This window comes from Mesorhizobium sp. M7A.F.Ca.US.007.01.2.1, assembly GCF_003998165.1.
Lineage (GTDB): Bacteria > Pseudomonadota > Alphaproteobacteria > Rhizobiales > Rhizobiaceae > Mesorhizobium > Mesorhizobium ciceri.
The window spans coordinates 1-17,496 of sequence record NZ_RZQP01000130.1; the positions used below are offsets into that span (position 1 = coordinate 1).

A 17,496-nucleotide genomic window follows, 5' to 3' on the forward strand; every position below is an offset into this window, starting at 1 on the left:
TAACCCAGCTGGTCGAGGACCATTTCGATCTCGCCATCCGCATCGGCCGATTGCCCGATTCGAGCCTGGTCGCCATCGGCGTCGGCGCGATCCGCCGCGTCGTCTGCGCCAGCCCGGCCTATCTGGCCGAACACGGCACGCCAACGACCCCGGAGGATCTGGAAACACACGATTGCATCACCTTCGAGGGGCTCGCCTCCGCCGCCAGTTGGAGCTTCATCAAGGGCAAGGCCGAAATCCCGGTTCGGGTCCGCTCGCGGCTTCAGGTCAACACCGCCGAAGCGGCCATCGATGCCGCGATTGCCGGCGTCGGGCTGACGCGTGTGCTTTCCTACCAGATCGAAGCCGCGCTGCGGTCCGGCGCGCTGCGCGTCCTGCTGCAGGAATTCGAGCCGGCGCCATGGCCGGTAAGCCTGGTGCATGCGGGCCACGGCCTGCTGCCGGTCAAGCTGCGCGCCTTCCTCGATTTTGCCGCTCCGCGCCTGAAGGCGCGGCTGGCGCGGCTGATGTAGCGGAACCAGGCCAACCCATCGGTGGCCGTTCTTCGTCGCCACCCAAAGCGCCCTGCGGCCATTTCCTTTTTTCCCGCGCTTGGTGTAACCAACGCTCACCTCCTCACCGGGCTCCCCCAATGCTCTACATCAGATCGCTGACGTTCAATTTCGTCTTCTACGTCAACCTGATCGTCCAGATGATCCTCTGGACCCCCTACTATTTCCTGTCGCCCCGGCACCGCGCCTGGTTCGTGCCGAAATTCTGGTCGCGCACCTCGATGTGGCTTTACGAGAAGATCGCCGGAACGAAGAACGAGATCACCGGCCGGGAAAACCTGCCCGAAGGCTCCTTCATCCTGGCACCAAAGCATCAGTCGTTCTGGGACGCGATCGCCTTCTTCCCCTTCCTTCAGGACCCGCTCTACATCCTCAAGCGCGAGCTGACCTGGATCCCGTTCTTCGGCTGGTACATCATGAAGATGCGCATGATCCCGGTTCATCGCGGCAGCCGTTCGAAGGCACTGAAGGCCGTGGTCGCCGCGACCAAGGAAGAGATGGCGCGCAACCCTCGCCAGCTCATCATCTACCCCGAAGGGACAAGACGCGCGCCGGGCGACGAACCGGCCTACAAATACGGCATCGTCGAAATCTACACGCAGCTTGGTGTTCCGGTGGTGCCGGTTGCCCATGTCGCCGGCCTCTATTGGCCGCGCCGCAAATTCCTGCGCTATCCCGGCACCATCAAGGCGCGTTTCCTGCCGCCGATTCCACCGGGACTGAGCAAGGACGAATTCATGGCCCGGCTGATCGGCGAGACCGAAGCTGCCTGCGACCAGTTCCTGATGGATGCGGCGCGCGGCCCGAACCCGCCTGCCTTGCCGCCGACAGCGGTGAAAAGGCTGCAAGAGCTGGACAACGCCGCAAGAACCAAAGTCTGAACCGGAAGTCTCCGGCCGGCAGTTCTCAGCCGAACACCGCCAGCGCGGTGGTCAACACCAGCGTCACGGCAAAGATCAGATTGATGATCCGCGAGGCCGCCGGCCGGCGCAGGAAGCGCGCGAACCCAGCCCCCGCGACAAGCCACAGAGCGTGGATGGCAACGATCATCAGGGCGAGAACCGCCAGCTTCAGCCATAGACCAGGCTCAGTGGCGCCCTGTTTGGACGAAGCACCGGCGAACACGGCGGCGATCGCCACATAGGCCTTTGGATTGGCGACCGCGAGAAGAAATCCAGCCAGCCATGTGGGACGCGAAGTCTCGGCGGCGCGGGCGGCCAGCGGCGGCGCCGTAGCGATCTTGAAGGCGAGATAGAGGATGTAGGCCGCGGAGGCCAAAGCCAGCAACGGCGCCAGCTTCGGCATCGAGGTGAGCACTGCCATGACCCCGGTCGCGACAACCAAAAGCACGGCGATCGTGCCCAGGATGATTCCCCAGGCATAGCCCAGGGAATGGCGCAAACCGAAGGCGGCACCAACGGCGGTGACGCTTATCGTTGCCGGCCCCGGGCTGCCCATGACGACGGCGGAGGCAAGCACGAGCGCGCACAACTGGCGCCAAAGATCCGGCTGCAAAAGAAGCGGCTCAGTCATCTCACCCTCTGTCTTGCCCCGTGCGAAGGAGGCTATGGCAAGACAAGAGGGTCGTCTTGGACGTTCGTGCGAGGAGCGGCCGCCGAAACTTCAGTCGCTCGCCCTGTCGAGTTCGGCCATGTCGGCGGCGCTCAGCTTCAGCGACGCCGCCTTGATCAGGCTGTCCATCTGCTCGGGCTTGGTGGCGCTGGCTATCGGCGCGGTGACGCCCGGCCGAGCGATCACCCAGGCAAGCGCGACTTCCGCCTGCTTGGCCGAATGCCTTGATGACACCGCGTCGAGTGCCGCAAGGATGCGCATGCCGCGCCCATTGAGATAGTCCTTCACGCCGCCGCCACGCGGGCTTTGGCCGAGATCGGCCTCGCTGCGGTATTTGCCGCTGAGGAAACCTTTGGCCAGGCTGAAATAGGTGATGACGCCGATGTCCTCGGCCACGCACAGATCGCGCAACGGCCCGTCAAAGGATGAGCGATCGTAGAGATTGTATTCCGGCTGCAGCACCTCGTAGCGCGGCAGACTGCGCAGGCTCGCCACATCGAGTGCCGCACGCAACTGGCCGGCGTCGAGGTTAGAGCACCCGGCATAGCGAATCTTGCCCTTGGCGAGCAGCTTCTCGTAGGCGCCAAGCGTTTCCTCATAGGGCGTCGCAGGATCCGGCCAATGCGACAGATAGAGATCGATGAATTCGGTCTGCAGCCGCTTCAACGATGCGTCGACGGCCTTTTCGATGTAGGCGGCGGACAGGTCCTTGTGCCCCTGTCCCATATCCGAACCGACCTTGGTGATCACCACGACCTTGTCGCGATTGCCACGGTCTTTCATCCATTTACCGATGATGGTTTCCGATTCGCCGCCCTTGTGGCCTGGAACCCAGCGCGAATAGGCGTCCGCCGTATCGATGGCGTTGAGGCCGGCGCCGACGAAGCGGTCGAGCAGGTCGAACGAGGTTTTCTCGTCGGCAGTCCAGCCGAAGACGTTGCCGCCCAGAACCAGCGGCGCGATGGACAAGTCGGTGCGACCGAGACGACGTTTCTGCAAGGCGGATCTCCGGGATGATTGGGCGGGCAAATGGCGCCCGCGGTCTGAGGGTTGGAGCCTAACCTAGGTCTTGCCTGAACGAGGTCAAAGGCCTGACGGCCTTTTTCCGCAGAGCCAGCTTCACAAAGGCGCGACCTGCAGCGCCACCTCTTCCAGCCAATGATCGCGAATGCCCAGCGCCTCGAGATGCTCCAGCGTGCTCAGCACATAGTCCTCGTTGTTGCCGGACTGGCCGACCGCACCGCGCACCACGGCCGCCGCATCTGCAGCGTCGAGCGCTCCGGCATATTGCTCGTGCTGGCGGTCGACAATGTAAACCACCGCGTCGACCGTACCGCCGCCGTCGAGGCGAACCTTGAGCAGACGCTCCAGATAGACATTGGTGACCAGCTCGCGCTCGCGCAGATAGGCCATAACCTCGTCGCGCAAGTCGCCGGGGACGCGGAATGCGAGGCCGACGCAGGACCCGCCACGATCGAGGCCGAGCACCAGCCCCGGCCGCTCGCGCGTGCCGCGATGCACGAAGGAATAGACGCAGAGCGAGCGCCGGTAGCCATGCAGGCGGGCACGCTGTGTTTCGACATGCGCGAATCCCGGCCGCCAGATCAGCGAGCCATAGCCAAACACCCAAAAATCGCCCATATCGCCGCGCCTGATTGCAAAAGATGCCAACACCGCACCCGGACCGGTGTTTTTTCCGCCCGTCCCGTCTAACTATTCGTCTGTCCACCTGGCGGAATCGACTACCCGTCCGCAATACCCATGCGTTAACGAGAGCCAAAGCATGACGTCAAGTGACGAACGCCAGCCGAACAAACGTCGCCGCCTGATCTGGCTTGCAGCATTCATCGTCGTGCTGTTCGCCCTCTACAGCGGCGGCTGGTTCTATCTGGCTGACCGCGTCAGGAGCGAGGCCGACAAGGCGGTTGCCACGCTCAACAAGAATGGCGTCGAGGCCGGCTGCGCCAATCTCCAGGTCAGCGGCTATCCCTTGAGCTTTACCGTCTCCTGCGACAACCTCGCCTATGAGGACGATGCCAAGAACATTGCGGCCTCAGCCGGCAGTTTCAACGCAGCCGCCCAGATCATCCAGCCTCTGTCGCCGGTTGCCAATCTGCGCGGCCCGCTCAGGACCTCCGTTCCCGACATGGTGCCGCTGTGGATCGACTGGGACAATCTGCAGGCCAATTTCAAATTGTGGTGGCCGCTGCCGCGGCGGATTTCGCTGGAGGCAGAGGGCCTTTCCGGCCAGACCGATCCGGCCGACGATACCGATCCGGTGCAACTGTTCAGTGCCGGCAAGGCATCAGGTCAGTTGCAGCCCAACGGCGAGGATATCGACTATCTCGGCAGTTTCGGCGATCTCGAGGTCGACCCCGACGCAATTGGCGGGCGCGTGCTTCCGGCGCTCGATGCCAGCGGCGACGTGACATTGAAGAACGGCGTCGCACTGATCGGCACGCGGGTGAAGAGCCTTCGTGGCCAGGCGATCGAAATCCGCAACCTTGACCTGTCGTCGGGGACGGCGCGCATCACCGTTTCGGGACCGCTCTCCGTCGATGCCGAGGGCTTGGTCAACGCCGACCTGATGATCAGGTTGAAGGACCCGAAGGCGGTGGCGGCCATCCTCGGTACCGCCATACCCGAGCAGAAAAGCCAGATCGAGCAGGGTTTTTCTGCCCTGGCGGTGCTCGGCAACGAACCGTCCATGCCGCTGAAGGTGGTCAGGGGCAAGGCCTCGCTCGGCTTCATTCCGCTGGGCAAGATCAAGCCGGTCGAATAGCTCAGCCATGGCGAAACCCGTGAAGCTGCTGAGCGTTGGCGCTTTGACGCTGGACACCATCCTGCGCGTCGAGACGCTGCCCATGCATCAGGGCAAGTTCATGGCCTCCGACGGCGTCCAGATCGCCTCGGGCATGGCCACCAGCGCCGCCTGCGCCGCCCATCGCCTGGGCGCCGAGGTATCGCTGTGGGCGAGTGCCGGCGACGATGCCGTCGCCGACCAGCTCATCGCCGGCATAGAGGCCGAAGGCGTCGATTGCACCTTCGTGCGGCGCGTCAGAGGTGCCCGCTCGGCGCTGGCCTCGATCCTGGTCGACGCGCATGGCGAGCGCATCATCGTGCCGTTCTATGACAGGCTTGCCCAGGCCGATCCCGACGTCCTGCCGGTCGCCGACCTCATGGCATTCGATGCCGTTCTGGTCGATGTCCGCTGGCCGGGTGCGGCGGCACTCGCCCTGAAGGCGGCGCGCGCCATCGGCCGTCCGGCGATCCTCGATGCCGACACCGCGCCGCTGGAGGTCCTTGAGCAGTTGTTGCCGCTCGCTACGCACATCATCGCTTCGGAGCCGGCAGCGCGCATCGTCTGCGGCCAGGCGCTCGATCCGGAAACGGCTTGCGCCGATCTCGCCAGCCGCAGCGACGCTTTTGTCGCAGTGACAGGCGGCGCGGCGGGCAGTTGGTGGCACGACCGTCGCGCTGGCTGCGTGCGCCATGTCGCGGCGCCGAAAATCAAGGCGGTCGACACGCTCGCCGCCGGCGATGTCTTTCACGGCGCCTTCGCCGTCGGGCTGGCGGAAGCCATGCCGGTCGAGCAGGCTTTGCGGTTTGCCAGTGCGGCCGCGGCGCTCAAATGCCTGCGCTTCGGCGGCAGGCTTGGCGCGCCGAACCGAGCCGAGACGCTGGCCATGGTTGCGCAGACCTGGCCTGCCTGAGACAGACCTAGCCCTTCGCGGGGTGCTCGACCGCCTGACGGCCGAAATCGGGAACGTCGATGTCCTGGCCGGCTTCGATGATCGAGCGGCGCACGGCGCGGGTGCGGGTGAACAGGTCGAAGAGCTTTTCGCCATCGCCCCAGCGGATCGCGCGCTGCAGCGACGCCAGATCTTCCGAGAACCGCGCCAGCATTTCGAGGATGGCGTCCTTGTTGTGCAGGCAGACATCCCGCCACATGGTCGGATCGGAGGCGGCAAGGCGGGTGAAGTCGCGGAAGCCGGAAGCCGAATATTTGATCACTTCGGATTTGGTCACCGACTGCAGATCATCGGCGGTGCCGACGATGTTGTAGGCGATGATGTGCGGCAGATGCGAGACGATGGCCAGCGTCATATCGTGATGCTGGGGATCCATCGTGTCGATGTTGGCGCCGCAGCGCCGCCAGAACTCCGACAGCCTCTCCAACGCGTCCGGGTCGGTGTCGGGCAGCGGCGTGAAGATGCACCAGCGATTGTCGAACAGGTCGGCGAAACCGGCGTCGGGGCCGGATTTTTCTGTGCCCGCCAGCGGGTGGCCGGGAATGAAATGGACACCTTCAGGCACATAAGGCTGCATTTGCGCAATGACAGACGCCTTGGTCGAGCCGACATCGGTGAGGATCGCGCCCGGCTTCAGCGCCGGCGCGATTTCCTCGGCAACCGTGCCGGACGAGCCGACCGGCACCGAAATGATGACCAGGTCGGCATCGCGGACAGCTTCTCTCGCATCGGTGCTATAGCTATCGCCCAGCCCAAGCTCCTCAGCCCGCGCCAGCGTCGCCGCACTGCGGGTCGAGATGGATACGTGGCGGGCGAGGCCCTCGCGGCGGATGACGCGGGCCAGCGACGAGCCGATCAGGCCGATGCCGACCAGCGCGATCTTTTCAAACATCGGTGATGTCATGGTTTCTAGCTTTTCAGGAATGTCGTGAGAGCGGCGACAACGCCGCGATTGGCCTCTTCGGTACCGACGGTCATGCGCAGCGCGTTGGGAAAGCCATAGCCCGAAACGCGCCGCAATATATAGCCGCGCGCCGTCAGATAGTCGTCCGCCGCCGCTGCCGAATGTTTCTGGTCCTCGGGAAAATGAATGAGGATGAAATTGCCGACGCTGGGCGTCACCCGCAACCCAAGCTTTGTGAATTCCTCACTCAGCCAGGCCAGCCAGGTCTCGTTGTGCGCCACGCTGCGCTCGACATGGGCGCGATCGCGAATGGCGGCGATGCCGGCCTCGATCGCCGTCGCATTGACGTTGAAGGGGCCGCGTACGCGGTTGATGGCGTCGACGATGTGCATCGGCCCGTACATCCAGCCGATCCGCGCCCCGCCAAGGCCGATCTTGGAGAAGGTCCGGGTCATCACCACGTTCTCTGCGCTGCCGACCAGTTCGATGCCGGCCTCATAGTCGTTGCGGCGGACATATTCGGCATAGGCCGCGTCGAGCACCAGAAGCACGTTCTTCGGCAGTGCGGCATGCAGACGCCGCACCTCCTGGAATGGCACATAGGTGCCGGTCGGATTGTTGGGATTGGCGAGGAACACGATCTTGGTGAGCGGCGTGACGGCGGCCAGGATGGCGTCGATATCGGCGCGCTCGTCTGTTTCCTTGATCGTCACCGGAACGGCGCCCGCCGACTGGATGTAGATCTTGTAGACCATGAAGGCGTGCTCGGTGATGACGGCCTCGTCGCCGGGCGCCAGATAGGTCTGCGCCAGCAGGCCGAGGATTTCGTCGGAGCCGTTGGAGCAGATGATGTTCTGCGGGTTGAGGCCATGCACCTCGGCGATCGCTTCGCGCAGCCGCCTGGCGGTGCCATCTGGATAGACGTCAAGCTTTCCGGCAATCTCGCGCGCGGCTTCGATCGCCTTCGGCGAGGGCCCGAGCGGGTTCTCGTTGGAGGACAGCTTGTGGACCTTGGCGACGCCGGCAGGCGCCGTGCTCTTGCCCGGCACATAGGCGTCTATGTCCATGATGCCCGCGCGCGGGGTTGGACGTGCCTGGTCCGGTGTCTGGCTCATGTCGCAAAATCCGTCGAGAACGCTTCCTGAGGGAAGCCGCAGCGGAAATACAAGCCGTGGCCTGCAATGTCGAGAGGCGACAGCCTCCCGCCCAAGGCAGGCCGTTGACGCCGGCGCGCCACAGCCCTAGAAGGGGAGCGAACTTCCGTGGTGATTTGGCCGGTCGGCTTGCAGCCACGTTAAACAACTTGCTAAAGGGCCGTTTGCATCCTGTAACCGGCTTTGCGACCGCAATGCCGGTTTTTTGTTGTCCGCGCCGGCCGGACACCCGTATCGGCATCGACTTTCGACGAGTGCGATGCGTGGGCTCAAAGTGTGAGATGGATGTCATGGCCGTTCTGCGTGCCCGCAAAACCAACAACGAGGTCGACCAACCGTCGAGCCCGGTTTTGCGTTTTGGATCCGACAAGCCGCTCAAGCTGGACGCCGGTACGCTGCTGTCACCGTTCCAGATCGCCTACCAGACCTACGGCACGCTGAACGATGCCCGCTCCAACGCCATCCTCGTCTGCCATGCGCTGACCGGAGACCAGCACGTCGCCAGCACCAATCCGGTGACCGGCAAGCCTGGCTGGTGGGAAGTGCTGATCGGCCCCGGCAAGATCATCGACACCAATCGTTTCTTCGTCATCTGCTCCAACGTCATCGGCGGTTGCCTTGGGTCCACCGGCCCGGCCTCGACCAATCCCGCCACCGGCAAGCCCTATGGGCTTGACCTGCCGATCATCACCATCCGCGACATGGTGCGGGCGCAGCAGATGCTGATCGACCATTTCGGCATCGAGAAACTATTCTGCGTGCTCGGCGGCTCGATGGGCGGCATGCAGGTGCTGGAATGGGCGTCGAGCTATCCGGAGCGCGTCTTCTCGGCACTGCCGATCGCCACCGGGGCGCGCCATTCCTCGCAGAACATCGCCTTTCATGAGGTTGGCCGGCAGGCTGTCATGGCCGATCCGGACTGGCATGGCGGCAAATATTTCGAGCACGGCAAACGCCCGGAAAAGGGCCTGGCGGTAGCGCGCATGGCCGCCCACATCACTTACCTGTCGGAAGCCGCCCTGCACCGCAAGTTCGGCCGCAATCTGCAGGATCGCGAAGCGCTGACCTTCGGCTTCGACGCCGACTTCCAGATCGAAAGCTATCTGCGCCATCAGGGCATGACCTTCGTCGATCGCTTCGACGCCAATTCCTACCTCTACATGACGCGATCGATGGACTATTTCGACCTCGCCGCAGACCATGGCGGCCGGTTGGCCGACGCTTTCGCCGGCACGAAAACCCGCTTCTGCCTGGTGTCCTTCACCTCGGATTGGCTGTTCCCGACCGAGGAGAGCCGCTCGATCGTGCATGCGCTCAACGCCGCCGGCGCATCGGTATCCTTCGTCGAGATCGAGACCGACCGAGGCCACGACGCATTCCTGCTCGACGAGCCGGAACTGTTTGCCGCGATAAACGGCTTCATCGGCTCGGCGGCCCGGGCGAGAGGGCTGAGCGCATGATCTCGAAAAATTGCAGGCTTTTCCGATCGGGATCACGCGCCAGGCGGGAGGCGAAGCCATGAGCGTCAACCGCGACCAGCGCGTCGACCTCGAAGTCGTCGCCAACCTCATCCCGCCACAGTCGCGCGTGCTCGATGTCGGCTCGGGCGACGGCTCGCTGCTCGAACTGCTACAGGACACCAAGCAGGTCGACGGTCGTGGACTCGAGCTGTCGCAGCGCGGCGTCAACGAATGTGTGGCGCGCGGCCTCTCGGTCATCCAGGGCGATGCCGACAAGGATCTCGAATTCTATCCCGACAAGGGCTTTGACTTCGTCGTCCTGTCGCAGACGCTGCAGGCCACCCGCAACCCCAAGCTGGTGCTGGACGAACTGCTCAGGATCGGCAACCGCGCCATCGTCTCCTTCCCCAATTTCGGCCATTGGCGTGTGCGCCTGTCGCTGTTCCTCAACGGCCGCATGCCGGTGACCAAGGACCTGCCCTATTCCTGGTACGACACGCCCAACATCCACTTCTGCACCATCCGCGATTTCGTCAATCTGTGCGACGAACTCGGCGCGACAGTCGAGAAGGCAACCGCCCTCGACGCCGCCGGCCAGAAGATCGGCCTGTCGATGCCGTGGTGGTTCTGGAATTTCTTCGGCCAGCAGGCAGTGTTCTTGCTGAAACGGTAATTTCCGCACCGATCAAAGACCCGACTCGCCAAGCAACAGTGTGTTTGCCGCCGAGCAAAGTCGCCCTGTATGACGATCGCGAACCAGTGTAAATGGCGTCGACTGTTTGACAGCGGGCTAGTGCGGCTATAGCCACACTGACGGCTCGGGGGGGCAAAAATGGTCGAAGAACGCGCAACTTATTCACTCGTCGTCGAAATGGAGAATGCAAAGTCGATCGACTGGGACGAGATCGGCGTTGGGATGAAGGCCTTGGCTCGGGAAATCTCATCGGTTTCAGCAACCGGTTCAGCGCGACCAAGGATCGTCATCTCTCACGGCGGAGCAGAGTCGGACAAAGAGGCGTTGCGTCGTGAGATTTCGAATGAGGCCCCGCAGCTCGGTCAGGTTGCCGAACTCGTCTTCACAGCTTTCCCTGGTGGCCGATATTACGACCTGAAGAACAACGGTATGCTGGCATCGGATGGAGATATCGTCATCTTTCTGGATTCCGACGTGGTCGCGGAACCAGGATGGCTATCAGGACTGCTTGAACCCTTTGAAAACTCTGAAGTTATCTGCGCAAACGGATATACATACCTTTCATACGACGACTTCTTTTCAAGAACCTTTGCGTTGATCTGGTTTTTCCCGATGGCCCGTGGAGACGGTCGATTTGCCTCGAAGCGAGCGATCAACGCCAACAATGTAGCGTTTCGACGCGAGTGGATCCTCAGCCACCCTTTTCCAAAACATAACGGCTTCAAGGTTTCCTGCACTTTGCTGATGCGCGAACTGCTGCGGGAAGGCCACAAAATTCATAATGTCAACGCACGCGTTTATCACTATTCGCCGCGGGGCTGGCGGTTCTTTTACTGGCGCGCCCTGGTTACAGGTCGCGACGCCGACCGGAAGTTCGTTGCGCTCAATTCGCCGAGCCGCACGCGACGGATAGTCAAGTCCTTCAGCCGGTGGCTCACCATGTCATGGCGCACGACACGACGGATCGTAGGCCATGCCCGGGAAACCGGGATGCCGCTTTGGCAGGTTCCCTTTTCTCTGATTGTCGGTCAGGCATTTTATGGTTTGGCGTTTTGGGGCCAGTTCAGTTTCGCAACTGGCATGGTTCGCGACAAAATCGAAACGGTGCCAGACTATGTTGGGCATAGCTAGACGCTGTACCGCCATTCCTTGAACCGCAGTTCAGCGTCCAATTGATCCTTGATCCGGCGATTGCTCCAGAACATCCGTGGCCTTGTGCGGATGTTCGACGCCGTCGACGAACACCACATCGGCCTCCGAATTGTCCGTGCGCAGCGCCAGTATCGCTTGGTAGGCCGGCGAATTGTACCAGCCGTGCACATGCTGCCTGTCGGGAAATTCTATGATGATCAGATGGCCAGGCCAGTCGTTCTCGATCACCTCCACATCGCCGCCATGGACCAGAAAACGGCCGCCGAAAGGTTCCAGCGTGGCATCTATCCTATGCAGATATTCGACGATCTGAGGACCCATTGTGGCTTGGCGCATATGGGCGACGGCGTAAGCGGCCATGACTGAACTCCCCTTGTCATCGAAGCCGAGTTGCCGGCCTCTGCATGGGCAATCTGACCAAAGGCCGAGCGCTAAGCGATTACGTCTGAGGTAATGGGATGTATGCTATCTGTCATGATGGGTTGCTTCCACGGTGATTCGTAATGCTATGTGCGGCGGTGCTGTTGCAATTGGAACGCTAAGAGCGGGGATTCGTTGTCTCGCCTGGATTGAGTACCGGCACGGTGGGTGACAGGGGCAGTCGTTTTTTATAGCGTCGCGCCGACTGTGATGTGGTGTAGAGAAAGGGAAGTCCAATCCATTCGACCGTTCTGAAAATCGAAAAGTCCTGGACAGACGCGCAACCCTGCGCAGGAAACAGCTGACAGACATGGCCGGGATCGATCCAGTACCTCTCATCACGGTCATTACGCCGACCCACAACCGACGCGAAACAGTGTTGCGCGCCGTGGAAAGCGTATTCTCCCAGAGCATGTCGAGGTTTGAGCACATTGTCGTCGACGATGGTTCGACCGATGGGACCGAAGCGGCGCTGGCCCGCATCCAGGACCCGCGGCTGATCTATGTCGGGGCGAAATGGCGAGGCGCCAACGCCGCCAGGAATGCCGGCATCGAGCGGGCGCGGGCACCATTGGTGACGTTCCTCGATTCCGACGACATCTACTTGCCGCACCGGCTTGAACGAACCCTGACCTGGTTCGATGAAAATCCTGCACTGCAAGTGCTGATCAGTTCGTTCGTGTCCCTGAAGGGCAATCGCATCACAAACTGCGCCAACCCAGAGGCATTCGTGAGCCCCGCAATGCTTGAGCGGACGCTGGTTGGGCAGACCATCTTCATCGCCGGCTCCGCGATCACTGCTCGCCGTGAAGCCTTGCTGGCCATCGGCGGCTACGACAGCGACATCACCCGCATGCAGGATCGCGAATTGCTGCTGCGCCTTGCCCGGCGCTTCGGCGCGCAACTGTCCGAGGACCTCGACTGGACGAAATACAATTCGGAGAACTCGATTTCCGGCCGCCGTGACGGCTATGTCGAGGCCTATGCGAACCTGATGGGCAAACATCCTCATATTGCCCACGCCTACCCGCACATTCCGCCTTACATGATCTCGCGGCAGCTCATCGCCGATGTCCTGCGAGGCAGGATACCGGAGGCATTCCAGGGCTACATGGCCAACCGTTCGTCGAAAGCGCTTGGCTACTCGCTGCCGGAATTGATGCAAGGCTATGTCCATGGCCGACGCTGGCGCCGCGATCTCTCCAACGAGTTTCGCAACCAATGTGGCGCCCGGCTCGCCTGAACCCAGAGCAACTCCAGGAAAATCGTGGAACGGTTTTCCCTCCGGATTGCGTGAACCGCACTATCGAGAGCTCAGCGGTCAAGTTCGGGAAAATACGGATCCGATAAAAACCGCCTGTCCCGTTCGCCCTGCAGGCAGTCTATCGGCTTGGCCGCGTCGACGGGGGTGATTCTCGCCTTGTCCCGAATGCCGCTCACTTCGAGGATCAGCTTGCGCCGGATGGCTGTCGAAAACTCCGCGGCGGCATAGATGGGCAGCACGAAGGAACCGGGCCCGCCGGTCACGCATTGCGCGTAATACTGGTCGAGATGGCTGAAGGTGGGCGACGGGCTGATCAGGATCGGCAGGCCGTTGACGACGATGCCTTTGGCAGTCGCCGCATCACGCGTCGCGGTGACTGGCGGTCCGATATTGTTCGGTCCGTCGCCCGAAATGTCGATGACGCTACGTTCGCCCTGGAAAGACGTGCGGTCGAAAAGCTCGGCACCGAAGGCCAGCGCGCCGGAAATCGAAGTGCCGCGAAAGCTGCGGAACGGACGCGCCGCGACCTCGTCGGCAAAGCTGTTGGCGCTCTCGGCACTATCGATGATCTGCCAGCCGATGACCGCGTCGTCGCGCACCGTGCCGGCCCACTCGAAATAGGTCAGCGCTATGCGGCCCGTGGCGCCGGCGCGGACAGCCTTGATGAAGTCGGGATGCCGCAGCGCCTCGACATAACCGGCGCGCTGCAGCGCGAACTCCTTCTCGTCCATCGACAGCGAGATGTCGACTGCCAGCACCAGCTCGACGTCGACGGCGAGCGCATCCCGCGGCGAGGCGGCGGGGGCAGCCTGGGCGCAGGCAAGACAGGCAAGCAGGCGCAGAGCATCAAGCATGGCCGTCGCCAGGTTGTTCTCCCGAAGAGCTTCCCTCGCGATCACGGCAAAATAAAGCTTTGCTTCCCCGTCCGGATATCAGGTCATTTCTTGCCGCGGGCGGCGACTGGCGGCGGTTCGATCGCGCCGGCTCTGACGCGGGCGGGCTTCAGCGCTGGCGCACCGGAATCCTTGACGATCGTCAACGCGCGCGGGAAGAAGTGGTTGTTGTGCTGGCCGCGCCCGATGTTGAGGATCGCTGTCCCCGGCAAACGCTTCTCGAGCATCGACAGCACGCGTCTTAGCGATGGGCCGTCGAATGCATCCAGCGCCTCGTCGATGATCACCCATTTCGGCTGCCGCAACGCGAGCCTGGCGAAGGCCAGCGAGCGCTGTTCGTCATCGCCCAACTCATGGTCCCAACGCCCGGCGCGGTCGAGCGATGAGGATAGCCGTCCCAGACCGACCTCGGCCAGCACCGCCGAAATGTCGGCATCGTCCGCCGGCGCGGGGCCGTTCGGGTGATCGAGGACTTCGCGCAACGTGCCGACCGGAAAATAAGGCACGCGCGGCACGAATATGGGGGTTTCTCCCGCCGGCAGGCCGATCCGGCCGCTTCCCCATGGCCACAGGCCGGCAATGGCACGAAAGAACAGCGTCTTGCCCGCACCGGGATCGCCGGTGATCATGACGCGCTCGCCGGGGCGGATTTCGACATGCGGGTCGGCGAGCCTGGTGCAGCCCTCCGGCGAGGCCACTTCGAGCTTCTCGAAAGTCAGGCTGCCACTGCCGTTTTGGCCGAAGGCGATGCGCTTTTCGGTGTCGTGCAGCGCATCGGTTTCATCGAGCGCGATGCGGAAATCGGCCACGCGCATCAGCGTGGCGCGCCAATCGGCAATGCTGCCGATGTTGTTAATGAACCAGCGCAAGGAGGAGTGGACCTGGTTGAAGGCGCCGACCGCCATCATCAGCCCGCCAAAGCTGATATCACCTGAGAAATAGACAGGCGAAGCAACCAGTATGGGCGCCACGACGGTGATCCAGCCATAGGTGTCGGTCACCCAGGACAGGTTGATCTGGGCGGTGTAGATGCGCCGCATGGCGCCCAGCACCGTGCCGAGATCGAGTTCGAGCCGCCGCCTGGCGTCGGCCTCGCCATGATACAACGCAATGGCATCGACATTCTCGTTGACGCGCACCATCGAGGAGCGCAGCTCGGCTTCGCGTGTATAGCGGTCGCTGTTCAGGCGGATGAGCGGCCGCCCGACCAGCCAACTCAGCCAGGAGGCGATGCCGGCGTAAAGGATGGCGGCCCAGACCATGTAGCCCGGTATGGCCAGCGAGGTCCCGCCGATGTGGAACACGAAGCCCGAGGACAGCTCCCACAGCACGCCGACGAAGGACACGAGCAGGATGCATGACTGCAGCAGGCCGACGCCGAGATCGGTTGACAGATCGGACAGATGCGCGGCGTCCTGCTGCATGCGCTGGTCGGGATTGACGCCGATGGCGCCGGCATTGGCCAGACGGAAGGCGCGCGCCGGCCGCATCCATTGATCGATCAGATCCAGCGTCAGCGCCTCGCGCAGCTTGAGCCTGATCATCTGGTTGAGCCAGGTCTGGCCGATATTGAGCACCAGAAGTCCCCCGGCTATGGCCGCGAAGACGAGGAGTTGGTGCAAAAAGGCCGCCATGTCGCGGCGGGCAAGCGCATCGTAGAAAGGCTGGTTCCAGCGGTTGAGCAGAACCTGGCCGATCGCCGTTGCGATGATCACGGCCATGATGCCGACCGATGTCCACAGCAACCATCTGCGAACCGGCGATCCCGCAAACGCCCGCCGGATCGTCATCACCTGATCGTGCAGGCTGCTGGCCTCGACCGCCACGGCAACCGGCTGAACGGCGGCGGCATTGTCCGGTTGATCAGCCATGGCCGAGGTCCTTGCGTCAGTGCTGCAACCGGATGGAGAAACTTGACAGGCGTTCGTATGGGCTGCCCGATGGGCTGTCGGTCTGCTTGCGACAGATAGGCAGGGAAACGACGTCAGGCACGCTTGCCGCGATCACGAAGCCGTCATCCGCGCAGCCAAGGGCTTGGCATCCGCTTTGTGACGGCCAAGCCGGGTGGCGCCATGCGGCGACAGCACCGGCACGAAGACGCGGCGCGATGCGCGCTGCGCCACCGGCACGCCTTGATAGAGCCGCTTCTGCGCCTCGACCACGATGACCCCGGAAAAGATCGGCCACAGCCGCCGGCCGGCGCGCTCCAGCACATTGTGGAAGCGCATCATGAAACGGCGCCGCGATGGCGGAAAGAACAGCGCATCGGACCAGGCGGCGGGCGTGAAATTGGCCTCGCGCAGCAGTTCCGTAAGCTGGCCGCGCGAAAAGGGCCGGCCGTTGCCGAATGGGGTGTGCTCGAAGCGCGCCCAGACACCGCGCCGGTTGGGCACGACGATGACCACCCGGCCGGCCGGCGACAGCACGCGCCAGATCTCGTTCAGCGTCTCACGCGGGTTCTCGACATGTTCGAGCGAATGGACGAGCAGCATGCGGTCGATGCAGGAATCAACCAGCGGCAGTTCCTCGTCGAAGACCAGTGCCGTCGCCGTCGGCCCCGTCGCCGGCCACACCACCGCGCCTTGCGTTGCCGGCATGAAGGCGAAGACCCGCTCGGCGTCGCTGCCGAACCGCTCCAGCCACGGCAAGGTGTAGCCCAGACCAACCAGCCGCTCGTTGGGAACGGCCGCCCATATCGACGACAACGCCATGGTGATCGAACGCTCGGCGAACCGGCCGAGCGTTGTCGAATAGAACGAGCGAAGATCGACGATGTCGGAATGCATGGCAGGGATGTAGCCGTGATGTCGCCAGGTTTCAACAAAAGGCCGCGACGACCCGACATTCCGGGAATGTCATTCGACATCCGGGATGACATCGACCCGCAAGCGCCCTATGTCTGCGGCCATAACGGAGAGATGTGATGCCGGTCGAAATCGAACAGTTCATGTGTCGCAGCGACAATTTCGGCGTGCTGGTTCATGACCCCAAAAGCGGCCAGACCGCGATCATCGATGCGCCCGAGGAAGCGCCAATCTTGGCCGCGATAAAGCGCACCGGCTGGACGCCGACGATGATCCTGACCACACATCATCACATGGATCACGTTGAGGCCAATCTGGCGCTCAAGGAGCGCTTCAAGCTGCGCATCGTCGGTCCAGAGGCCGAAAAGGCCAAGATCCCCGGCATAGACGAGACCGTCGAAGACGGCTCGGTTCTCCATCTTGGCGATGAAAGGATCGAAGTCATCGCCACCCCCGGCCACACTGCCGGCCACGTTTCCTATTATTTGCCGGCCTCGAGCGTGGCGTTCACCGCCGACACGCTGTTTGCGCTGGGTTGTGGGCGGCTGTTCGAATGCAAGCCGCCGGCAATGTATGATTCGCTGAAGAAGCTGGCTGCACTTCCAGCTGAAACGGCCATCTATTGCGGCCACGAATACACGCTCTCCAACGCCCGTTTCGCGCTGACCGTCGATCCGTCCAATTCAGCATTGAAGGAACGCGCCGCCAGGATCGAAAAGCTGCGCGCCGAGAACAAGCCGACGCTGCCGACGACGATCGGCGAGGAACTGTCGACCAATCCCTTCCTGCGCTGGCACGACCCGGCGATCCGCAAGCATCTTGGGCTGGAGAAGGCTTCCGACGCCGAGGTCTTTGCCGAAATCCGCAAGCGCAAGG

18 protein-coding genes and 1 riboswitch are annotated in these 17,496 nt (G+C 62.8%); of the genes, 9 read left to right on the forward strand and 9 right to left on the reverse strand.

Features of this window, described 5'->3' with window-relative positions; translation table 11 throughout:
- On the forward strand, window positions 1-512 hold a 512-nt coding region (locus tag EN949_RS21705), incomplete at its 5' end, for a LysR substrate-binding domain-containing protein (protein ID WP_245472473.1).
- A 119-nt stretch (window positions 513-631) separates the two neighbouring features.
- A complete protein-coding gene (locus EN949_RS21710) occupies window positions 632-1,432 on the forward strand; it encodes a 1-acyl-sn-glycerol-3-phosphate acyltransferase (protein ID WP_013529394.1) in 801 nt (266 codons plus the stop codon).
- Window positions 1,433-1,457: 25 nt separating this feature from the next.
- Here the strand turns inward: EN949_RS21710 and EN949_RS21715 are convergent, their stop codons facing one another.
- From EN949_RS21715 to EN949_RS21725, 3 genes are all read right to left on the reverse strand, one after another.
- Window positions 1,458-2,084 (reverse strand): LysE family translocator, encoded by a 627-nt coding sequence (locus EN949_RS21715; RefSeq protein WP_063169095.1) that lies wholly within the window; start codon window positions 2,082-2,084, stop codon window positions 1,458-1,460.
- 90 nt (window positions 2,085-2,174) lie between these two features.
- Window positions 2,175-3,122 (reverse strand): aldo/keto reductase, encoded by a 948-nt coding sequence (locus EN949_RS21720; protein ID WP_063169096.1) that lies wholly within the window; start codon window positions 3,120-3,122, stop codon window positions 2,175-2,177.
- 120 nt (window positions 3,123-3,242) lie between these two features.
- A complete protein-coding gene (locus EN949_RS21725) occupies window positions 3,243-3,764 on the reverse strand; it encodes a gamma-glutamylcyclotransferase (protein WP_013529391.1) in 522 nt (173 codons plus the stop codon).
- 142 nt (window positions 3,765-3,906) lie between these two features.
- On the opposite strand from EN949_RS21725, the gene EN949_RS21730 reads away from it, so the two are divergent.
- Both EN949_RS21730 and EN949_RS21735 read left to right on the forward strand, forming a co-directional pair.
- A complete protein-coding gene (locus EN949_RS21730; protein WP_064993072.1) occupies window positions 3,907-4,905 on the forward strand; it encodes a DUF2125 domain-containing protein in 999 nt (332 codons plus the stop codon).
- A gap of 7 nt (window positions 4,906-4,912) precedes the next feature.
- Complete coding sequence (locus tag EN949_RS21735) at window positions 4,913-5,836, forward strand: sugar kinase (RefSeq protein WP_127371312.1); 924 nt, start codon at window positions 4,913-4,915, stop codon at window positions 5,834-5,836.
- 7 nt (window positions 5,837-5,843) lie between these two features.
- Here EN949_RS21735 and EN949_RS21740 read toward each other — a convergent pair whose 3' ends face one another.
- Complete coding sequence (locus EN949_RS21740) at window positions 5,844-6,779, reverse strand: prephenate/arogenate dehydrogenase family protein (RefSeq protein WP_027162911.1); 936 nt, start codon at window positions 6,777-6,779, stop codon at window positions 5,844-5,846.
- Window positions 6,780-6,784: 5 nt separating this feature from the next.
- Complete coding sequence (gene hisC, locus EN949_RS21745; protein ID WP_013529387.1) at window positions 6,785-7,894, reverse strand: histidinol-phosphate transaminase; 1,110 nt, start codon at window positions 7,892-7,894, stop codon at window positions 6,785-6,787.
- A 137-nt stretch (window positions 7,895-8,031) separates the two neighbouring features.
- A riboswitch (SAM riboswitch) is annotated at window positions 8,032-8,109 on the forward strand.
- A 114-nt stretch (window positions 8,110-8,223) separates the two neighbouring features.
- Here hisC and EN949_RS21750 point away from each other — a divergent pair.
- The 3 genes from EN949_RS21750 (at window position 8,224) to EN949_RS21760 (ending at window position 11,218) form a co-directional block, all read left to right on the forward strand.
- Window positions 8,224-9,393, forward strand: coding sequence for a homoserine O-acetyltransferase (locus EN949_RS21750; RefSeq protein ID WP_013529386.1), 1,170 nt, complete (start codon window positions 8,224-8,226; stop codon window positions 9,391-9,393).
- A 58-nt stretch (window positions 9,394-9,451) separates the two neighbouring features.
- Complete coding sequence (metW, locus tag EN949_RS21755; RefSeq protein ID WP_013529385.1) at window positions 9,452-10,066, forward strand: methionine biosynthesis protein MetW; 615 nt, start codon at window positions 9,452-9,454, stop codon at window positions 10,064-10,066.
- Between the two features lie 159 nt (window positions 10,067-10,225).
- A complete protein-coding gene (locus EN949_RS21760; protein ID WP_024503751.1) occupies window positions 10,226-11,218 on the forward strand; it encodes a glycosyltransferase in 993 nt (330 codons plus the stop codon).
- A gap of 30 nt (window positions 11,219-11,248) precedes the next feature.
- On the opposite strand, the gene EN949_RS21765 is transcribed toward EN949_RS21760, so the two are convergent.
- Window positions 11,249-11,599 carry a DUF1330 domain-containing protein gene (locus EN949_RS21765; protein WP_013529383.1) on the reverse strand — a complete coding sequence of 117 codons (351 nt, stop codon included), beginning with the start codon at window positions 11,597-11,599 and terminating at the stop codon, window positions 11,249-11,251.
- Between the two features lie 370 nt (window positions 11,600-11,969).
- Between EN949_RS21765 and EN949_RS21770 the strand changes: the two genes are divergently transcribed.
- Window positions 11,970-12,902, forward strand: a complete 933-nt coding sequence (locus EN949_RS21770; protein ID WP_127366509.1) for a glycosyltransferase family 2 protein — start codon at window positions 11,970-11,972, stop codon at window positions 12,900-12,902.
- 71 nt (window positions 12,903-12,973) lie between these two features.
- Here EN949_RS21770 and EN949_RS21775 read toward each other — a convergent pair whose 3' ends face one another.
- The 3 genes from EN949_RS21775 to EN949_RS21785 all read right to left on the reverse strand — a co-directional run bounded on the left by EN949_RS21775 (window position 12,974) and on the right by EN949_RS21785 (window position 16,602).
- Window positions 12,974-13,777, reverse strand: a complete 804-nt coding sequence (locus tag EN949_RS21775) for a DUF1194 domain-containing protein (RefSeq protein ID WP_063169101.1) — start codon at window positions 13,775-13,777, stop codon at window positions 12,974-12,976.
- Window positions 13,778-13,860: 83 nt separating this feature from the next.
- On the reverse strand, window positions 13,861-15,687 hold the full coding sequence (locus EN949_RS21780; protein WP_127366674.1) for an ABC transporter ATP-binding protein/permease: 1,827 nt from the start codon (window positions 15,685-15,687) through the stop codon (window positions 13,861-13,863).
- Between the two features lie 132 nt (window positions 15,688-15,819).
- Window positions 15,820-16,602 carry a methyltransferase domain-containing protein gene (locus EN949_RS21785; RefSeq protein WP_127366675.1) on the reverse strand — a complete coding sequence of 261 codons (783 nt, stop codon included), beginning with the start codon at window positions 16,600-16,602 and terminating at the stop codon, window positions 15,820-15,822.
- Window positions 16,603-16,739: 137 nt separating this feature from the next.
- Here EN949_RS21785 and gloB point away from each other — a divergent pair.
- Window positions 16,740-17,496, forward strand: a 757-nt coding sequence (gene gloB, locus EN949_RS21790; protein WP_127371772.1) for a hydroxyacylglutathione hydrolase, incomplete at its 3' end; no start/stop codon positions are given.